Annotated in this window: 15 protein-coding genes; 8 read left to right on the top strand and 7 right to left on the bottom strand. The window is 54.0% G+C overall.

Translation table 11 applies throughout. The features are described from left to right. Window positions 1–208 precede the first annotated feature (208 nt). Window positions 209–763, top strand: coding sequence for a histidine phosphatase family protein (locus tag HA50_RS03020; protein ID WP_084872432.1), 555 nt, complete (start codon window positions 209–211; stop codon window positions 761–763). On the opposite strand, the gene HA50_RS03015 is transcribed toward HA50_RS03020, so the two are convergent. After that, on the bottom strand, window positions 756–1706 hold the full coding sequence (locus HA50_RS03015) for a beta-propeller fold lactonase family protein (RefSeq protein ID WP_084872429.1): 951 nt from the start codon (window positions 1704–1706) through the stop codon (window positions 756–758). The genes HA50_RS03020 and HA50_RS03015 overlap by 8 nt on opposite strands. Before the next feature lie 387 nt (window positions 1707–2093). Between HA50_RS03015 and HA50_RS03010 the strand changes: the two genes are divergently transcribed. Beyond that, on the top strand, window positions 2094–3113 hold the full coding sequence (locus HA50_RS03010; RefSeq protein ID WP_084872426.1) for a glycosyltransferase family 32 protein: 1020 nt from the start codon (window positions 2094–2096) through the stop codon (window positions 3111–3113). Here HA50_RS03010 and HA50_RS03005 read toward each other — a convergent pair. Further along, window positions 3087–4010: a LysR family transcriptional regulator gene (locus tag HA50_RS03005; protein ID WP_084878305.1), complete on the bottom strand. Its 924-nt coding sequence runs from the start codon at window positions 4008–4010 to the stop codon at window positions 3087–3089. The two genes, HA50_RS03010 and HA50_RS03005, sit on opposite strands and share 27 nt — an antisense overlap. Before the next feature lie 120 nt (window positions 4011–4130). Here HA50_RS03005 and HA50_RS03000 point away from each other — a divergent pair, with 120 nt between their 5' ends. The 4 genes from HA50_RS03000 to HA50_RS02985 all read left to right on the top strand — a co-directional run bounded on the left by HA50_RS03000 (window position 4131) and on the right by HA50_RS02985 (window position 9572). Further along, window positions 4131–4520: a tautomerase family protein gene (locus tag HA50_RS03000; RefSeq protein WP_084872422.1), complete on the top strand. Its 390-nt coding sequence runs from the start codon at window positions 4131–4133 to the stop codon at window positions 4518–4520. A gap of 212 nt (window positions 4521–4732) precedes the next feature. Continuing rightward, window positions 4733–7030 carry a phosphatidylglycerol--membrane-oligosaccharide glycerophosphotransferase gene (gene opgB, locus HA50_RS02995; protein ID WP_084872419.1) on the top strand — a complete coding sequence of 766 codons (2298 nt, stop codon included), beginning with the start codon at window positions 4733–4735 and terminating at the stop codon, window positions 7028–7030. Window positions 7031–7349: 319 nt separating this feature from the next. Further along, entirely contained in the window at window positions 7350–8951 is a 1602-nt protein-coding gene (locus HA50_RS02990; RefSeq protein WP_084872416.1) for an APC family permease, read from the top strand. 171 nt (window positions 8952–9122) lie between these two features. Continuing rightward, a complete protein-coding gene (locus HA50_RS02985) occupies window positions 9123–9572 on the top strand; it encodes a hypothetical protein (RefSeq protein ID WP_084872414.1) in 450 nt (149 codons plus the stop codon). Here the strand turns inward: HA50_RS02985 and HA50_RS02980 are convergent. Next, window positions 9565–10278, bottom strand: coding sequence for a GNAT family N-acetyltransferase (locus HA50_RS02980; RefSeq protein ID WP_084872411.1), 714 nt, complete (start codon window positions 10276–10278; stop codon window positions 9565–9567). The two genes, HA50_RS02985 and HA50_RS02980, sit on opposite strands and share 8 nt — an antisense overlap. Before the next feature lie 107 nt (window positions 10279–10385). Here HA50_RS02980 and pdxR point away from each other — a divergent pair, with 107 nt between their 5' ends. Next, complete coding sequence (gene pdxR / locus HA50_RS02975; RefSeq protein WP_084872409.1) at window positions 10386–11834, top strand: MocR-like pyridoxine biosynthesis transcription factor PdxR; 1449 nt, start codon at window positions 10386–10388, stop codon at window positions 11832–11834. Here pdxR and HA50_RS02970 read toward each other — a convergent pair. The 4 genes from HA50_RS02970 to HA50_RS02955 all read right to left on the bottom strand — a co-directional run bounded on the left by HA50_RS02970 (window position 11824) and on the right by HA50_RS02955 (window position 15584). Then, complete coding sequence (locus HA50_RS02970; RefSeq protein WP_084872405.1) at window positions 11824–12285, bottom strand: RcnB family protein; 462 nt, start codon at window positions 12283–12285, stop codon at window positions 11824–11826. The genes pdxR and HA50_RS02970 overlap by 11 nt on opposite strands. A 173-nt stretch (window positions 12286–12458) precedes the next feature. Further along, entirely contained in the window at window positions 12459–13625 is a 1167-nt protein-coding gene (locus HA50_RS02965; RefSeq protein ID WP_084872399.1) for a serine hydrolase domain-containing protein, read from the bottom strand. Window positions 13626–13762: 137 nt separating this feature from the next. Then, on the bottom strand, window positions 13763–14548 hold the full coding sequence (locus HA50_RS02960) for a MetQ/NlpA family ABC transporter substrate-binding protein (protein ID WP_084872396.1): 786 nt from the start codon (window positions 14546–14548) through the stop codon (window positions 13763–13765). 16 nt (window positions 14549–14564) lie between these two features. Next, window positions 14565–15584, bottom strand: coding sequence for an isopenicillin N synthase family dioxygenase (locus HA50_RS02955; RefSeq protein WP_084872394.1), 1020 nt, complete (start codon window positions 15582–15584; stop codon window positions 14565–14567). A 226-nt stretch (window positions 15585–15810) separates the two neighbouring features. On the opposite strand from HA50_RS02955, the gene HA50_RS02950 reads away from it, so the two are divergent. Next, complete coding sequence (locus tag HA50_RS02950) at window positions 15811–16491, top strand: YecA/YgfB family protein (protein WP_084872391.1); 681 nt, start codon at window positions 15811–15813, stop codon at window positions 16489–16491. The last annotated feature ends 1 nt before the right edge of the window (window position 16492 follow it).

Raw genomic sequence — 16492 nt, 5'->3', positions numbered from 1 at the left:
AATGCGTGAGAACAAAAAAACGTCAAAAACCAACTTAATTGACGATTTCTGCTTATCATTAGCAAAGTGGCGACTGATCCTGCATCGCGCTTCTTGTCGCATATTTCAATTAAGGTTTAATGACAAATGCGAATTTGTCTTAAATCCTGCCGACCTGTCAGGTCCTGCGGAATCTGCATTACACTGGAGAAAATCATTCAGGAACATTATGACCATCATCCTTATGCGACACGGCAAACCCGACCATCCGGTGAGCGGGCGCTTTACGGCGCGCGCACTGGCCGACTGGTGCGAAGGTTATGATCAGGCTGATATCTGCGATTCACCGCCACCGCGCAGCCAGGCGATTGCCAGCCTCGCCAGCGTGATCGCTTCCAGCCCGCTGCCGCGTGCGCGCTCGTCACTGGCGCGGCTGGGATTGCAGCCCCATGCGGTGGATGCGGTATTTAGCGAGGTCGCCATCCCCCTGCTGCCGTTTGAGCGATTGCATCTGCCGCTGAATGTCTGGCTGGCGATGCTGCGCCTGCTGTGGCTGTGTGGTTACGCCGGGCATGTGGAATCGATGCAACATGCCCGTCTGCGCGCCTGCCAGGCTGCGGACAAGCTGATCGCCCTGGCGGATAGCGGCACCGTGCTGCTGGTCGGCCACGGCATTATGAACAAGCTGATTGCTCGCGAACTGCGTAAGCGTGGCTGGCAGGCCGAAAAACATGCCAGCAGCCGTCACTGGAGCAGCGCCATTTATCACCGCCCCTTTATTTAAGCGTGAAATAGCTCAGCACTTCACAGCCGGTACCGGCCTGCGGTGTCACCACCACCCGCATCTGCGCCAGGTCAATTACGCTGAGCGAACCATCCCCTTCATTGGCAATCAGCAGCGTACGCCTGTCATCGCTAAAACAGCCGTCCATGGGTTTGTTGCCGACCGCGATATCCCCCAGCGGATTGAGCAGATCGTCAAACAACGTGATCACCGCTTCGTGATCGCCAATCGCCACCAGCCGCTCACCATCGGGGCTGAAACGGACCACCTGACAAGGCTGTTGATGTCCCGGTAAACGCACGCGCTGGCGGATACGATGGCTCTGGCGATCCACCACATACAGCAACGGGGCATCACCCGCACTGGCAACCAGATAAGGATGTTTCGGTGATGCCGCAATACCGGCGATCGGGCCAGGCAGCAAAATGTTGTCGATGACCCGCCCCTCAGCCTCGCACAAATCCACCACCGTGATACTGGCGTCCTCTTCATTGTCGGTAAACAATTTGCGGCCGCTAGGCGATAGCGCCAGCCGGTGGGCCTTGTGTGACGGTAGCGCAATGGTTTTCTCTACCCGATCGCTGGTGGGATCGATCACCGCCACCGCCGCGCTGTTTTCGCAACAAAGATAAACTTTGTCATCGCGCCCCAGCTGGCCGCTATGCGGTGCCTGCAACGGTGACAGATCGATAAAGCCGCTAATCACGCGCTGACGTAAATCTATCACCGCCACTTTATGACCGGGATGTGGGTTAGCACCGTGGATGCCGTCACCGTAAATCGGTACATAAGCTTTCTCCCACTGCGGTAACATCAGTAATTCATGGGGACGTGGGGGAAAAGCATTCAACTCCTGCTCCACGGCAAAGGTATCCGGGTTAAGAAACAGTACGCGATTGCCCTGCTTATCAACCGCCAGTAGTCCGCGGTGACCTGGCTGCATAACGCCTCCTTTTTGTTAACGACTTCCCTTAAGCGTAGCCAACATGCCAGGACCGTAAAAAAAACAACAGGATTAACGCCGCATCTGGCACACCATTTTTAATTTTTTCGCATACAGCCACATGACCGCTCTATTTTATTAGGAATTGTCTTAACCGCATTAAATTAAACACCACCGTATTAATTGATCTATTTCACACTCATTCCATCAGCAGCGGTTCATTCATTTTCCGGTTTATCTGAAAAGAAAAAAACGATAGCCTGGCACGCCTGAATGCTTTATTAAGCAAGGGTAGTATTTTACACACAGCCGTGAGGAAACAAGAGCGCTCAAGGCGCCAGCATCAGGGAAACCCCAACCGCGATAATCACAATAATCAGGTGCACCATGACAACAAAACGCCGACAACCTGCCCGTATGCTGTGGCAAAACTGGCAAAAAATTGCCTTTACCAGCCAGATGTTACTGCAAAAAAAGCAGCTGAATGCCGTACCCGCACCGGAATACGATCCGAGCGAAGAGGATAATGTGGTGTTAATTTCCGGAAAGAAAGATTTGCCGGAAATACCAAAAATAGTCTGGATGTATTGGGAAGATGAATATTTGCCAGCATCAATGATGTTAAATATTCAAAAAATACGTAAGGATAATCCCGATCACCAGGTGCACCTGTTACATCGTCGGAACGTTGAAGAAGTGCTGCCGGATTTTGTCTTTACGTCCTCTGAATTAACTCTGCAACAAAAGAGTGAAGCGATTCGGCTGGAATTATTATTGCGCTACGGTGGAATCAGCATTGATTGCAGCACTTTGCTGTTTGAAGATCTCAGCTGGGTACATCGGGTACATCAGGAACAACGCATGGACGTGATTGGCTTCTATTGTGAAGTCTCGACCATGAATTATCTGTCACCGGTGATGGAAAACTGGTTTATTGCCGCCGCCCCCAATAATCCCTATATCCGTGAGTGGCGAAAACAGTATGCTCCGATTAAACATCTCGGCGGGTCACGTTTCTTCACTGAGCTGAATAAGCGTGATGACTATTATCTGCTGACACAAAAGATTGCCGAGCCGGAGCAGCATTTATGTTCCCTGGCACAGCAGGCCGCGATGCGTGAATACCGTCGGGCGAATGTCTATTTACGCAAAGGCCAGGCGAATGCGTACTTCTATCAGCGTCTGAGCGGGTGGAATAGCGCCGCCTTTGCCCGGTCAGTATTATTTCAGCAGCGCCCACACAATCCGCCGCCGGTGATCAAACTGAGCGGTAATGAGCGACTGCATCTCGACTTTAATCTGCGTCTGGGTAACTACAATCGCACCAGTCTGTTGGGTGAGCTGATGCAACCGCATACGCCAGTCACGCTGACGTCGCCCTCAGCCATCAACAAAGCGCGCGCGTAGCCAGTGAATAAAGGTGGTGACCGCCCGTGGCACCTGAGCCGCATAAGGGCGCACCACCCATAAACGATCGGCAAACGCATCCACCGACTGCCACTGTGGCAGTACCTGCTGCAATGTACCGGCGGCCAGCGCCGCGCTGGCGCTAAAATCCGGTAGCATGGCAATCCCTAAGCCCTGCAAAGCGGCATCGCGGATCGATTCGCTATTGTTGGTGGCAAAATTCCCCTGGATCCTGACCAGCACCGTTTCACTGGCATCGCTACGCTGGCAGAACCGCCACTGGGGGGACTCCAGCCCGCGTGGGTAATACAGGCAATTATGCTGCTGCAACGCCTGTGGGGTTGCTGGCATACCGTACTCCGCCAGATAAGCGGGCGACGCCACCAGCAAGGTATGGGTTTCGCACAGCGGCAGCGCGACATGGGTTTCCGGCAATTGCTGGCTATGGCGAATCGCCAGGTCAAACCCCTCGCTGCCGAGCGATACCAGCCGATCCGTCACATCCAGCTGTAAACGCACCTGCGGGTACTCCCGCAAAAAATCGCCGATAATCGGCACCAGCTGCTGGCGGGCAAAGGCCACAGGGGCGCTGACGCGCACCAGCCCGCGCACCGGACCGGCTTCATCACGCACGCTGAAAAAACTTTGCTCAATACGCGCAAAGGGATCGCGCAACTCCTCCACCAGCTTTTCCCCGGCAGAAGTGAGGCGCACGCTGCGTGTGGTCCGCAGCACCAGCGCCACTCCCGCCATCTCTTCCAGCTCTTTAATCTTTTGGCTCATCGCCGCCTTGCTAACGTCAAGGCGTTCAGCCGCACGGGTAAAACTCCCCAGCTCGGCCAGCACCGTGAGCCAGTGCAGATGCACCCAAAGTGCGTCGGTTTTTATCTCTTTCATCATGATTGTTCAAAATAATAAATAATCATTTCAGTCAGCGCGCTTTTTCTTTACCGCTGCGCACGGCAGCATAGCCTCACATCCTACTCTTTTCATGTGAGCAAAAACGAGGGTTTAATCATGCCGCTACTCCAGTTCGATGTTATTCAGGGCCGTTCTGAATCAGAATTACGTACACTGCTGGATGCCGCTCACCGCGCCGTCTTAACCGCGTTTAAAGTCCCGGCACGCGATCGTTATCAGATTGTTCACGAGAATAAAAGATATCAGATGGTGTTCCAGGACACAGGCCTCGGTTTTGAGCGCAGTGACAACCTGGTGATGGTGCGGGTGTACACCAGCCCAAGAAGTGAAGAACAGAAAACGCTGTTCATGGCAGAGTTAGCACGCGAGTTGCAGGAAAACTGTGGCGTGCAGGGTAACGACCTGATGATCAGCTTTATTACGAACAACAAAGGTGACTGGAGTTTTGCCGATGGCGAAGCACAGTATCTGACTGGCAAACTCTGATCCTCATTCCTGCTCCCCTGCTGGCAGCCCCCCAATGCTGCCAGCACAAACCATAGCCCGCCTAAACCCGCTATAAACAAATTCAAATCAGCCGCACAAATCTGACTGGTCATGTTGCAGCCATGTGACAGCCAATATAGATTGACGCGAAAACCCCCGCAGAGGGTCGTTACGCACGGAATGCGTATTCAATTAGCCTGAGGATCTGAATCTTGTCCGAACTCATATCGGTTGTACTTTTTTTGGCTGCAATCGCAGTCTATTCCTACAAAGCCGGGCGAAATAAGTTCTGGTTTGTCCTGATTTTGATTTTGCTTACCCTGTTTATCGTGCTGAATACCACACTGTATGCCAGCAACTATTTTACCGGTGACGGCATCAATGACGCGGTACTCTATACCCTGACCAACAGCCTGACCGGTGCGGGTATCAGCAAATACGTGGTGCCTGGCATCGGCGTTATCATTGCGCTGTTTTTGCTGTTCTGCCTGCTCTCCTGGCTGTTGCGCCGCCGTAAACAGCAGCATCATCTTGGCTGGAGTCTGCTGGCTATCGCCTGCGCTGCGGGTTCGGTACAAACCACCCCGGCATTTCGTCAGGTCAAAGATTTGATCGTCTCCCATAACCGCCAGGCGGATTCCGACTTCGAGACCTATTACAAAACACCAAAATCGGCCATTGCCGAGCCAAAGCTCAATCTGGTCTACATCTATGGCGAAAGTCTGGAACGGACTTACTTTAATGAACAAACCTTTCCTGGACTGGCTCCCGAACTGAGCCGGGAAAAAGATCAAAGCCTGGATTTCAGCAACACCGAGCAACTGCCTGGTACTGATTACACTATTGCCGGGATGGTCGGCTCACAGTGTGGTATCCCGCTGTTTGCGCCATTCCAGGATAACGCCTCTGCGGCGCTCTCCAGTTTCTTCCCACAGAATGTTTGCCTTGGCGATATCCTGAAAAACTCAGGTTATGAAAACTGGTTTATTCAGGGGGCGGATTTACGCTTCGCCGGTAAAGACACCTTCCTGAAATCACATGGTTTTGATCCAGCCCATATGTATGGTGCGCAGGAACTGAAAGACCGTGTGGCCGATCCTAACTATCGTAATAACTGGGGTTATTACGATGACACCGTGATGGATGAGGTATTTAAAAAGTTTGAGGAGCTGTCAAGCCAGCAAAAACGCTTCGCGCTCTTTACCCTGACGGTTGATACACACCACCCGGATGGCTTTATTTCCCGCACCTGTGAACATAAAAGCTATAGCTATGACGGTAAACCTAACCAGTCATTCAGCGCCGTCGCCTGTTCACAGGAACATGTGGCACGCCTGATTGAACGCATCAAAGCCTCGCCCTGGTTTAAGAACACCATCATTGTGGTGACGTCCGACCATCTGGCCATGAACAACACCGCCCATCAATATCTGATCCAGCAACCGCGTCATGACCTGTTTATGGTGATTCGTGGCGATCAGCCTGAGGCAAAAGTGATCGACGGTAAACGGAGCACGCTGGATAACGGTGCCACCGTGCTGGATATTCTCGGCGGCGATAAGGCCATTGGCCTGGGTCGCAGTGGCCTCAGCAGCCCTTCGCTGTCGGCCCAGTTTGATAACATGGCGCAGAAGGTGCTGGCGTGGAAACCGGATATCATTCAGCTGTGGAATTTCCCCAGCAAGCTTGATGCTTTCACCATCGATCAGCAGAAAGGAACCTTTAGTTTCTCCGGAACCACCTTCAGGCTGCCGATTCTCTTCCGTGTCGGAGATAAACGCGTGGAGCCGCTGCCAGAAGGCGAGTATTCCGCCCCGCTACGCTATCAGCTGGCGGACTTTGCCGCTGCGGATAAGTTTGTCTGGGTGGACCGCTGCTTTAAGATGGCGCGTCTGTGGCAGCCCGAGCTGGCGCTGTCCGGCGATCTTTGTGTCGCGATGGGGCAAATGGGGGGCCAGCCGAGTGTGGCCCGTATCGATAAGCCGGTGTGGAAAGGCAAAGCCACCTTCCCGCAAACCACGCTGAGCGACGCGCAGTATCAGCATAACGAGCAGCAGATTCGTATCGAAGACAACGCCATTCGCTACAGCGCCGACAGCTTTATGCTCAACGTGCCAGGCGCACCGCAGAACATAAAAAGTTTCACCGGTATTTCACGCCCGGAACTGTGGGGACGCTGGTCCAACGCCAATCTGGCGCCAGAGGTCAATATTGAATATGTTGACCCGCTGCCAGGCCGTTTTGATGTGGTGATCACCGCACGCGCCTTTGGCCCGAATGCCCATCGTCCGATCCCGGTGCGGGTCGGTGATCAACAGCAGGAAATCACCCTCGGGGATGATCTTTCCACCACCACGCTGCATTTCACCAATCCTGGCGGCAGCCATAATTTAATCATCTCACCGCCGGAACCACAGCTATCCAATGTGGGAAATATTATCGGCCAGGATCCGCGCAAATTAGGTATCGGCATGGTGGATATTAAAATTATTCCCCAGCCGCAGAGTTAAGTTAAATTATGTCATTCCTCAAGCAGGGATGACATAATGTTTCAACTACACTCATAATATATATTTCGGATCATCACGGTGCGCTCTGCACCGTGATTCCGCTATTTCTGATAATCCATTCCACGCCAGAAAATTTATTTAGCATCAATCAGCAAGCCAAAAGCCAATTATTCAGCCATTCAGCCCCTGCATTTATTTCATAACAAAACAATCACGTTGATAAAATAATTATGGCACGCGATATGCTTTATCCCCCTGCCACAACATTTAATAAGCAAAACTGAAATCCATTCAGGTAAACACATCACAGGGGCATTTTATGGCGTCAAGTGGACTGAAACAGAAATTGGGGCTGGTCGATCTGTCGTTACTTGGCATTGGATCGATGATCGGATCCGGCTGGCTTTATGCGGCGCTTAACAGCTCAGGTTATGCAGGTAGTAACACCGGTTGGGCATGGGTGTTAGGGGCGGTCATTGTGCTGATGATCGGCCTGGTCTATGCCGAGCTATCATCGGCCCTGCCGCGTGCGGGTGGCTTTGTGCGCTATCCCAACTATTCCCATGGCAACATCGTCGGCTTTGTTATTGGCGTCAGCTCACTGCTGGCCTACACCAGTACTGCCGGGGTCGAAGTGGAAGCGGTACGACAATATGCCATCTACTGGTGGCCCGCGCTCGGTCATGCTGACGGCAGCCCAACCGGACTCGGTTTTGCCGTACAGATTGGCCTGCTGGTGGCATTTTTCCTGCTTAACTACTGGAGCGTCAGCTTCTTTGGCCGCGTAAATACCATTGTGACCACTTTCAAATTCATCGTGCCGCTGCTGACCATCGGCACGCTGCTGCTTTATTTCCATGCGCCAAACCTCGATGTCCCACCGGCTCCCCCTGGCGGCGCGCATGGCGTGTTCAGCTCGCTGACCGGCGCAGGTATCGTGTTTGCCTACCTCGGTTTTCGCCAGGCAGTGGATTTCGCCAGTGAAGCCAAAAACCCGCAGCGCAATGTACCGCTGGCAATCGGCATCGCAATTGCCGTGAGTTTCGTGATTTATCTGGCACTGCAATACGCCTTTATGGGCGCGGTACCTGGTGATTTGTTATCGCAGCATGGCTGGGCTGGGCTGAAGCAGGTATTCCAGTCGCCGTATGCCGATCTGGCACGCAGCCTTGGCCTGACCTGGCTGATTAACCTGATCCTGATTGATGCGGTGATTTCACCGGCCGGGACCGGCAACATCTACCTGGCCGGTGCCGCACGCGTGCTGTTTGCCTGGGCGCGCAATGGCCATCTGTTCAAAGTGTTTGGCGAAGTGGATGCGAAATCCGGCGTACCGCGTGGTGCACTGTGGCTGTCGCTGCTGCTGGCTATCGTCTGGACGCTGCCATCAGAGTTTCAGGTGTGGGGAGGTCTGATTGGCGCAGTGACCTCAGCAACCGTATTCACCTATATGCCCGGTCCGGTAACGCTGGGCGCCTTCCGTAATCATCTGCCAGATATGCAACGCCCATTCCGCCTGCCGGTCGCCGCCATTCTCAGCCCGCTGGCGTTTGTTGCCAGTACCCTGCTGATTTACTGGAGCGGCTGGTCGGTGAATGAAATCCTCATCCCGATACTGATTATTGCCTGGATTGGTTACGCCATTTTTGGCAAGAAAAACAGCCAGTTCAGCAGTGATTTACAATGCGCCTGGTGGCTGCTGGCCTATTACATTGCGGTGATGGTGATTTCCATGCTGGGTACTTACGGTGGCAGCGGGGTGATTAGCGCGCCACTGGATATGGTCCTGGTGATTGTCGCCTCACTGGTTTGCTATTTCTGGGGAGTGAAAGCCAGCCTGTCAGTTCCCGCCATCACCGATGAAGAGGACGAAACCCCGTCATCAGGCAATAGCGTCAGCGGAAAATACGCACACAATTAATCCTTTCCTGCCTGCACTTCGGTGCAGGCCAACCCTGCCTCATATCGCGTTACTCTTTGTACTAATTGATTTTTTTCGAGACAGCGCGCAAAATAAACATCGTTGCATAGCGTAATTATCACAACCTGGTTAATTTCCCCCACACAAGGAAACGGATCAGGGAGAACATGGATGACACTGGCGATGATGAACACCCATAAAGCATACAAATCTCTGCAACAGGCAGGCGTGGAAGAACGGCAGGCAGAAGTGCTGGTCGAGATCTTTGCCGAAATGCAGCAGGAACACTCACTGACGAAGGCCGACCTCGCCCAGGCGATGGAAGGTGTGGTGCAGGGGCAGCAGGCCCTCAATCAACGCGTTGATCGTTTAGAAGAACGCGTTGAATTATTTGAAAATAATGTCAATGCTCGTTTCGAGCAGGTCGATAAACGTTTTATACAGGTTGATAAACGTTTCGATAAAATTGACGCACGGTTTGAAAAAACGGATGGCCAAATTCATACCCTACATCTGGACATCATCGGTATGAAGAAAGAACTGCAATGGCTGAAGCGGATAATGATGGCAGCAACCTGTGCCATAGTGCTTGCCGCCAGCAAATATATCTTTATCAGCTAGCCTGACGCAGCGCCTCCAGCCGGTTGCGCTGCGTACCTTCAGGGGTAAAGTTATCCGCCGCCAGCCAGCGTTCAAATCCCTGTTTCACCTGCGGCCACTCACTGTCAATAATGGAAAACCAACAGGTATCCCGGCTGCGGCCTTTGTAGACAATGACCTGACGAAAAATCCCTTCAAGCTGGAAGCCCAGCCGCAGCGCCGCTTTGCGTGAGGGTTGATTACAGCTATCACATTTCCATTCATAACGACGATAGCCCAGCTGCTCAAACGCATAACGCATCAGTAAAAAATGCGCTTCGGTCGCCATACGTGTTTGCTTCAGCAAGGGGGAAAATGCCACATGCCCGATTTCAAGCACACCATGATTGGGTTCGATACGCATCAGCGCCAGGGTACCTACCGCCTGGTTAGTTTGCCGGTCAATTACCGCAAAATGCATCGGATCGCGTCCATTCTCGATCTGACGCGCATAAGCCAGATAAGCCTCTTCAGTAGCGAAGGGTTCTGCAAACATATAAGTCCAGTCCCGTCCATCTCCGGTTTGCGCATAGGCGGCATATAACGCCTGGCCATGGCGTTCCGCACTGAGCGGTTCTAGACGGCAATAGTCACCGGTAAAAGTCATAAATTCCGGCCAAGGGCGCGGTTGCCAGTCTGGCAGCGCAAAGCCCACCGGTTGTCCGTAAGCATTGGTGTTTTGAGACATGATATTTTCCCTGTCGCTGGATGAGGTGTGAACAGCAGATTGCCACTTTGCTGGCTCATTAAAAAGCGCCACAATCAGACTTATTAATAGATCCACGTGAACGCAGCATGAACACCTTTGATCTCAGCACCCTGCTCCTGGCCCCATTGCGTTGCGACGATGCCTTAACCCTGCAACAACAGCTTTTTCAGCGCATTCGCCAGGCGATTCTGGCCGGTAAGCTGCCAGCAGGGACACGCCTGCCCGCCACGCGTCAGCTGGCGGCGGAACTACAGGTTTCGCGTAACACGGTCATTGCCGTCTGGGCGCAGCTACAGGCGGAAGGTTTTCTCACCAGCGATCGCCAGGGCAGCCGTGTCAGCCCCATTGCGCAGTTACCGCAGCCCTCCCCTGACCCGGCAAACGCCACAGAAATAAGGGTAGCCTCACGCGTGACACAGCTGCGTTCCTCTCACCGCACGCTGAACCAGGAGATGGCACTGCGACCCGGTATCCCCGCATTATCGCACTTCCCACTGGCCCAGTGGCGACGGGCTTTTAATCGCGTGATGCTGCATCAACCGCAGGCGCTGATGGGCTACGGTGATCCTCTTGGCGAGCGAACATTACGTGAGGCGCTGGCGCAGCATCTTGCTCTGGCGCGGGGTGTACGCTGCACGCCCGAGCAAATTGTTATCACTGAAGGCGCACAACAGGCCCTGTCATTGTGCGTACTATTGTTGAGTAATCCGGGTGAGACTGGCTGGGTAGAGGAACCGGGCTATCGTGGGGCCAAAGCTGCCATGCGCGCGGGCGATATGCGTATCGAACCGGTCGCCGTTGATGCCCAGGGGCTGGCACCACAACCCGAAGACTGGCAGCAGCGCCCGCCACGTCTGATCTACACCACCCCGACCCACCAGTATCCCACCGGCGTGGTGATGAGTGCCTCACGCCGTCTGACGCTACTGGCTGCCGCCACAGAGCATCAGGCGTGGATCATTGAGGACGACTACGACAGCGATTTTCGTTACAGCGGCGAACCGATTGCAGCGATGCAGGGTATGGCTCCGCAGACGCCGGTCATCTACGTGGGATCGTTCAGTAAAACGCTGTTTCCTGCCCTGCGCCTGGGCTTTATGGTGCTGCCCGCACAGCTGGTCCCCCATTTACGCCCCGCGCTGCATGAACTGCTGCGTGGTGGCAACCGTCCGGAGCAGCAGGCGCTGGCGCACTTCCTGCGCAGTGGCGATTTCAGCCGTCACCTGAGCAAGATGCGCCGTCTGTATCGTCAACGCCAGGCCACCCTGCGCGCGGCCTTGATGCAACAATTCGGGGCTAAGGTGCCGTTACTCGGCGGAGAATGTGGGATGCATCTGGTGATGCAGCTACCAGCATCCCTCGCGGATATCACGCTGGTCGATCAACTGATAAAAACGGGTTATGCACCGGGTGCGTTATCGGGATTTTATCTGGGGGAGGAGAAACAGCAGGGGCTGGTGCTGGGATATGGCAACACCAGCACCAGTCAGATTGGCAATGCAGTGGCGCAGTTAGCGCGCTTACTTAGCCTTTGAAGAAGATGTCACCTGATTTTGCCATCACGATTTTACCGGTATCGTCGGTGATCAGGATGTAGTTGGCGTTGATATACGCCCAATGGGTATTTTCCTGCGGAGCCGGCAGATGACGCGGCTGCCATTCAGCAATGATGTAGGATTTACCACGATACTGATCCGGCACCACATCGCCGACTTTGTATTCTTTATAGTCGATGACGATGGTGGTCAGATCGTAATTATTCGGTGCTGCGGGTTGTGCCGCATTGTCCTGCGGCTGCGCGGGGGCAACGGCCGCCGGAGCGTCGGTAACCGGAGTCTGGACCTGCGCGTCCGGTGCGGTTTGTTCCACCTGCGGTGGCGTGGGTACGTTATCAGTTTGCTCGCCTTCGGCCAGCGCGGCGGGCGTCAGGGTTAACGAGCCCAGAAAAAGTCCTGCAGAAAGAAGTACAGCGTGAGTCCTGCGCATGGTGATTTCCACTCTGGTTGATTATTACCGGTTCAATGTACTGACAAGTGCAGAACGCGGAAGGTTCCCCGGTGCGTTTTGCACCCCGCAACCTGCGCGTCAAATTTCGCCCGACAGCATACAACAGCCGATACGCTTTTCCGCTAAGCAAAATTGCAAGCAACCATGTTACATCAGGGCTGGCGATCCTTGTGCGCCAAATCCCTGAGCAAGGCAATGCCAAGATAGTTGCTCCAGTTAAACGCATTTTGCAGCACCACAATCGCGTTGCCGTTGTGCTGATCAAACCCGATAAAGCTGGAATAACCGCCGATATAACCGACCTGATAAGTGATTTTCTGCTCACCATAATGATCGGTAACCCAGGCAATATTCTGCGACTGGTTGCCATGCTGCTGGTAATCCTGCCCGACCTGCGTGAAGGCCTGATTAATCGCCTGATCGGGTGTCGCGCTAAGATGCGCGTCGAGATAACGAATCAGGTCACGCGCGTTACTGTACAAACTGGCAGCCGCCATCATGTTGTTGTTAAATCGCCAGTCCGGCGCCAACTGTCCACGGGCAATCAACTTCGGCTGGTCACCCGCATGCCCCAGCGCCCGCCAGGGAAAATTACGCAGCGTTGCTGCTTCGAAACTGCTGCTGGTCATCCCCAGCGGGATAAACAGATTGCGTTGCGCGAGGCTTTCAATGTTCTGATGGAAACGATGTTGCAGAATGTAGCCAAGCAATGCGTAGCCGAGGTTGGAATATTGTGCCACCGGGTGGCTGGGGGCACGAAAATCGGCCAGATACTCCAGCACCGCATCGCTGTCGAGGTTGCCATAGAAATTCTCACCACTGCCGAGATAACGCATGAATTTGATCAACATCGGCAAATCCATATTCTGCCGTGGCAGACCCGAAGTATGCGTCACCAATTGCAGCAACGTAATGTGTCTGGCATCGGCGCTGAGCGCTACCGAGGCAGGCAGCAAAGTCGCCAGCGTATCATTCCAGTGCAGTTCGCCACGATTGACCAGCTCGATGATCACTTCGGCCGTCACCCCCTTACTCAGCGATCCCAGCGCAAACAAGGTATCCGGAGTGATCGGATAACGATGCACCGCGTCAGTGATGCCAAAGCTGTAAAACTGCGGTGCACCTCGTTGATGGATAATGGCAATGCTGATGCCGGAGACCTGCTTCTGCTGCATGTAATGCCGCACCATATCATCGACATTTTCATGGAAGGTGGCGTGCGAAAGATAAACGTCGTCACTCACCGGGGCAGACGTTTGCGACAGCGTGCCACAGGCACTGAGCAACACCGCCATCACCAGTAGCGTGCACAGCCTCATCACAAAGCCATCTCAGAGATAAAAAGGAAGATCACAGGTATTTTTAAGTCAAATTAACAGGTTGGGGGAAATCATCGCTGATATATCTGGCGAAATATAACACAGAACCACCCGCAGAATACGGGTGGTGACAGGAATTAAAGATGTACCGGAATCACCGACCCTTTGTACTGCTGGTTGATAAATTCAGCCGTTTGTTTTGATTCAAGATCTTTCGCCAGCTCCAGTATGCGCGGGTCATGCGCCAGTTTTGGCGTCGTCACCAATACGTTCGCATAGGGATTGCCCTTCGCCTGTTCCAGCGCCAGCGCGTCCTTCGATGGCACCAGACCCGCCTGCAAAGCATAGTTACCGTTGATGATCGCAAGCGTGGCATCATCCAGCGCACGCGGCAGCTGCGGCGCTTCAATCTCAATAATCTTCAGATGATGCGGATTGTCGCTGATGTCGGCGGTCGTCACCAGCGTACTGGCATCACCGTTCCCCTTCAGTTTAATCACCCCATTCGCCTGCAACAGGTACAGCGCGCGGCTCAGATTGGTGACGTTATTTGGCACCGCAATCTGTGCACCATCGGGGATATCCTTCAATGATTTGATTTTGTGCGAGTAAATCCCCAGCGGTTCAATATGTACCGTCGCAACCACCACAAACTTCTCGCCCAGCGCTTTTTCCTGATCGCGCAGGTAAGGCACGTGCTGGAAGTAGTTGGCATCGACATCGCCGCGCGCCAGCAGCTCGTTGGCATTGAGGTTGCCGTTCAGTTCAATCACCTTCAGATCGAGATGCTTATCCGTCTGTTTGATCTGGTTGAGGATTTCGCTGTGTGGCACCGGATCGGCTGCTACGCGCAGTGCGGCAGCCGAGGCCCATGTGGTCATCAGCGAAAATAACGCCAGTCCAGCTATCACCTTTTTATGCATATGTTTTCCTTAGTTCTTATGATTTAACGGTATTGAGAGTGTCGGCGTAGTAACGCTGCGCGACATCGCGATGCGATCGCAAACGCCCTTTCAGGTAATTCCAGCCCACCTCGCGAATCAGCGGGTTCGCCGGATCGCTGGTCGGCCCCTGCGCCTCCGCCGCCAGTGAGGCAGGCAATTGATAAAGTGGCACCTGGGCATCCAGCTGTGCACCGAGGAAAAAGGCCACGGAGATACGCTCCTTGCGCAGCGGCGGTGACACCACACGATGTACCGTGGCGCGCAAATAGCCATTGGTCGCCAGTTCCAGCAATTCGCCAATGTTCACCACAAAGGCACCGGTTTTCGGCAGCGCATCCACCCAGTTGCCGGGCGTGACTTCCACCTGCAACCCCGGTTGTTCGTCCTGTAACAGAAAGGTCAGAAAGCCGGAGTCTTTATGCGCCCCCACTCCCTGCTGGCTCGCATCCGCCTCCTGGCCGGGGTAGCGGATCAGTTTGACGTGTTCATTGGGATGGGTGCCGTACAGCGCATCAAACGCATTGGCCGACAGCGATAGCGATTTGGCGAAAGCTCGCAGCAAACGCAGAGCCACATCGGTCATCGCCTGCTGCCAGGCATAAATCACCGGACGCAGCTGCGGCAGCGCCTCTGGCCACAGATTCGGCCCCTGCAGGCGCTTCCATGCGGGATCCCCCGGCAGCAGCGTGAGTGCCGCCCGTTCAGCGCCAATATCAAACTGCTCACGCTGGTCACGTTGATCGCGGGTATATTCCACGCCCGCCCGGTTGTAGCCGCGAAAATGCGGCGAGTGGATCATCGACACCCGCTGTTTTTCCGTCTCCGCTAAGGCGAAAAAAGCGCGGGTGAGACTCTGCACATTTTGCAGCAGCTGCGGATTAATGCCGTGATTAACAAGGTAGAAAAAACCGATATCACGCGCGGTTTCCCGTAGCCTGGCAAGATGTTCTGCCTGTTCAGCGGCCGGTAACTCCAGCAAAGCCAAATCCAGTACCGGCAAGGTACCCATAGCCATGATAATTGCGTCCTTTATGCAGCAAGTGTCGGTATTTACGCTGACATTGGTCGCGAATCAGGGCCAATAATGTTGGGCAATATGTTATGGGAAATGATTTTTAGGAGAGGTTCAGCAATGGATAGTCATAAAGTGGCAATTGATGGCTGAATCACTATGCTTGCCGCTATAATCGCGCGTTATCGACGTTGGGCAATGCGCCCGCCAATCAGCACAGACGCAGGAGATGCCGTATGAACCAGGGCCCGTTAACCGAAAAGAACTGAACTGGCTGGAGGAGATGCTGGAGAAATACGGCACTGAACATTCCGTGGTGGATGTCGCCGAACTCGATGGCATGCTGACAGCGCTGCTTTCCGGCCCGAACGACATTGAGCCGAGTGAATGGCTGGTGGCGATGTGGGGCGGCAAGAAACACATTCCTAAGTGGTCCAGCGAGCGCGAAATGGATCGCTTTATGACCCTGACCTTCCAGCATATGAACGATATCGCCGAACGTTTGAGCGAATTCCCGGAACAGTTTGATCCGTTGTTCGGCACGCGGGAGATGGAAGGCCAGGAATTCACCGTGGTGGAAGAGTGGTGCTTTGGTTATATGCGCGGCGTTGCGCTGGATGACTGGTCAGCCCTGCCACCATCCGAACAACCCGCACTGGATGCCATCGCCCTGCATGGCAGCGAAGAGAATTTTGCCAAACTCGACGGTTTCTCACAGGAAGAGTTTGAAATCAGCATTGCGGCCATTAGCCTGGCTGCGTTGCAACTGCATGATTACTGGCAGGAAGAACGTCTTTCTCAACCCATGCCAGCACCGCAGGTGCCGTATTTTGCCGGGAAGAAAGTGGGCCGTAACGATCCCTGCCCGTGCGGCAGCGGCAAAAAATACAAGCAGTGTTGTATGAAATAAC

The organism is Pantoea cypripedii (assembly GCF_002095535.1).
GTDB lineage: Bacteria > Pseudomonadota > Gammaproteobacteria > Enterobacterales > Enterobacteriaceae > Pantoea > Pantoea cypripedii.
The sequence above is the reverse complement of the archived record's forward strand: the minus strand, read 5'-3'. Positions and strand labels throughout refer to the sequence as shown.

Coding starts and splice junctions, on each gene's coding strand:
- HA50_RS03005 (WP_084878305.1), bottom strand. CDS start 4,010: ATGAAAGAGATAAAAACCGACGCACTTTGGGTGCATCTGCACTGGCTC.
- HA50_RS03020 (WP_084872432.1), top strand. CDS start 209: ATGACCATCATCCTTATGCGACACGGCAAACCCGACCATCCGGTGAGC.
- HA50_RS02970 (WP_084872405.1), bottom strand. CDS start 12,285: ATGCGCAGGACTCACGCTGTACTTCTTTCTGCAGGACTTTTTCTGGGC.
- HA50_RS02965 (WP_084872399.1), bottom strand. CDS start 13,625: ATGAGGCTGTGCACGCTACTGGTGATGGCGGTGTTGCTCAGTGCCTGT.
- HA50_RS02960 (WP_084872396.1), bottom strand. CDS start 14,548: ATGCATAAAAAGGTGATAGCTGGACTGGCGTTATTTTCGCTGATGACC.
- HA50_RS03015 (WP_084872429.1), bottom strand. CDS start 1,706: ATGCAGCCAGGTCACCGCGGACTACTGGCGGTTGATAAGCAGGGCAAT.
- HA50_RS03000 (WP_084872422.1), top strand. CDS start 4,131: ATGCCGCTACTCCAGTTCGATGTTATTCAGGGCCGTTCTGAATCAGAA.
- HA50_RS03010 (WP_084872426.1), top strand. CDS start 2,094: ATGACAACAAAACGCCGACAACCTGCCCGTATGCTGTGGCAAAACTGG.
- HA50_RS02955 (WP_084872394.1), bottom strand. CDS start 15,584: ATGGCTATGGGTACCTTGCCGGTACTGGATTTGGCTTTGCTGGAGTTA.
- HA50_RS02980 (WP_084872411.1), bottom strand. CDS start 10,278: ATGTCTCAAAACACCAATGCTTACGGACAACCGGTGGGCTTTGCGCTG.
- HA50_RS02990 (WP_084872416.1), top strand. CDS start 7,350: ATGGCGTCAAGTGGACTGAAACAGAAATTGGGGCTGGTCGATCTGTCG.
- HA50_RS02950 (WP_084872391.1), top strand. CDS start 15,811: ATGCCGTATGAACCAGGGCCCGTTAACCGAAAAGAACTGAACTGGCTG.
- pdxR (WP_084872409.1), top strand. CDS start 10,386: ATGAACACCTTTGATCTCAGCACCCTGCTCCTGGCCCCATTGCGTTGC.
- HA50_RS02985 (WP_084872414.1), top strand. CDS start 9,123: ATGACACTGGCGATGATGAACACCCATAAAGCATACAAATCTCTGCAA.